This is a genomic window from Actinoplanes sp. NPDC048791 (assembly GCF_040650095.1).
GTDB lineage: Bacteria > Actinomycetota > Actinomycetes > Mycobacteriales > Micromonosporaceae > Actinoplanes.
This window is the reverse complement of sequence record NZ_JBEZGQ010001292.1, coordinates 1-2,040: the sequence shown is the minus strand read 5'-3', so window position 1 is coordinate 2,040 and position 2,040 is coordinate 1. Positions and strand designations below refer to the sequence as shown.

Sequence of the window (2,040 nt, the reverse complement as noted above, 5' to 3'; positions counted from 1 at the left end):
GCCCGGCCGGCCTGGGAGCTGGTCGAGGACCTCGTCGGCGCCGTCACGCCGGCGCTGGAGAGCCACGGCGACCTGGCCGAGGTCCGCGCCGGACTGCAGCGGTTGCGCCGCGAGGGCACCGGCGCCGAACGGCAGCGCCGCATCCTGCGACGCACCGGCGACGTCCGGGCGGTCCTGACCGAGGTCTCCCGGCTCACCGTGGACGGCTGACCCGGTCGGTCCTGTGATTGGTGCGGGGCGGCCGAATGATCCGGGGCGGCCAGGGTATCCGGCCGCGTGCGCCGGCAGTTCCCATCGTGCCGCTGCCCCTACCTGAAGGAGCCTCGCCGTGACGGAATCCCCGGCGAAATCCACCCTGGCCGCCGCTCGCATCGTCGCCCCCGACGGGCCCGAGCGGCCGTTGCTGGAGGCGGTCTCGCGGGCCCTGCGGCAGCGTGGTTGCGAGGACCTGGACCGGGTGCCGGTGCTGGGCCGGCGGGGTGGGCTGCCGGCGGAGCTGCGCGGGCCCGCGCTGGCGTTCGAGGACTGCGCCGAGGCCGTACCGCTGGGGCTGGTGGACCGGGTGGACGCCGGTGATGTGGCTTCGTGGATCACCGGGCACTATCCGGCGGGGCCGTACCCGGCGGTGGTCCTCGGGTCGGCGCACGGGGGTGCGGCGCATCTGGCCGCGGCCCTGGGCGCGCCCTGGCTGCCGACCAGCTTCACCCTCACCGCGCCGTGGCCGGACGGCGACGTCGGTGACTGGACCGAGGCGATGGAGTGGGGGGCCAGGCTCGCCGATCTGATTCTGGCCGCCAATCCGGACGTGACCGTACGCCAGGTGCACGACCCGGTCGGGCGGGGTCCGCTGTGCGGCTCGACAGTCACCTTGCATGTGCGCTGGCGACGGCTGCCCATGGCGTACCGGGATTTCCTGGGGTCTGGTCTGGACCCCGGGGGCACCGCCCTGCTGCTGCGGGACACCCGGACCTGGCCGGTGCTGGAGCTGACCGACCGGCACAGTTTCCAGCTCGGCCGGCCGGCGGGCGGGATGCGGCACGAGGATCAGACGCTGGACAACCCGTCGTTCCGGCGGCTGATGGAGAGTGTCGGCGGCGACCGGTGGTCGACGCCTTATCTGGACACGCCGCCGCGGTATGCCGAGACCGCCGGTGAGCCGGAGTTCGACCGTGACCTGCGGCGGCTGTCTGCGGCGCTGGACCGGCCGGTGCACCGGGTGCTGTATCCCGGGCCGGAGGTGCTCAGTGCCTGTGTCGCCGATCTGTACCGGGCCTGGCTGCGCGCTGCGGGACGCGGCGGGGACGAGTGTGTGGTGGAGACGGGACGGCTGATCGATCCGTGGCGGGTGCTGCGGTCGGGGCTGGTGCCGTACTGGTGCGAGTCGTCGGCCCGGACCGCCGTCGACGGTGCCGAATGGTGGCTGGCCGGCAGTGGCCCGTTCGCCGCGGTGACCATCCTGCCCGAGCCGCCGGGGACCGTCTGCGATGTCCATGCCGCGGCCGCGCAGTGGCGGGCCGTCGCCCACTTCGGGGAGCACCGCACGCACTTCAACCGCCAGGCGCTGGGCCGGTATCCGTTGCTGCCGTTGCCGACCAGCCACGCCTCGGGCGTGCTGCGGGCCCGGCACGAGGCCACCGGGGTCCCGGGCCGCCTGCCGCTGGGCCTGGCCATGTCGGCCCTGCGCCACTCCGGGTCACGGCTCGGCCTGCTGGTCGTCTGAGCGGGTTTGACCCCGTTACCGGCGGGAACGCCGAAGGCATGACCGATCACGTTACTGACCGCAGCGACACTGACGAGCCCGACGGAACGCCGGCCCACGCGGCCTCGATGCGCCCGCCCGGCGAGAACATCACCGGCGGCCCGGACGACGGCGTCGACTTCGGGGCGGACGACGACCCGGAGGCGGACGCGAACGATGCGGAGGTGCGGCGCGCGGGCTACGACGTCGACGCAGTCTCGGGCGACACGGCGGCCGTCCCGGTCGACCCGGTTGTCCAGCGGGGTCTTGGTGAACGTCGTCTTCGGCAGCGTGATGTCGGC

At 74.2% G+C, this 2,040-nt stretch carries 1 protein-coding gene and 2 pseudogenes; all 3 read left to right on the top strand.

Annotated elements, in window-relative coordinates:
* Positions 1 to 210, top strand: a pseudogene (locus AB0C29_RS45555) (carboxylate--amine ligase); the annotation flags it as partial.
* Between the two features lie 118 nt (positions 211 to 328).
* Positions 329 to 1,720 carry a hypothetical protein gene (locus AB0C29_RS45550; protein ID WP_360834210.1) on the top strand — a complete coding sequence of 464 codons (1,392 nt, stop codon included), beginning with the start codon at positions 329 to 331 and terminating at the stop codon, positions 1,718 to 1,720.
* Positions 1,721 to 1,758: 38 nt separating this feature from the next.
* Positions 1,759 to 1,962 (top strand): annotated as a pseudogene (locus tag AB0C29_RS45545) (hypothetical protein); the annotation flags it as partial.
* Positions 1,963 to 2,040: the final 78 nt, after the last annotated feature.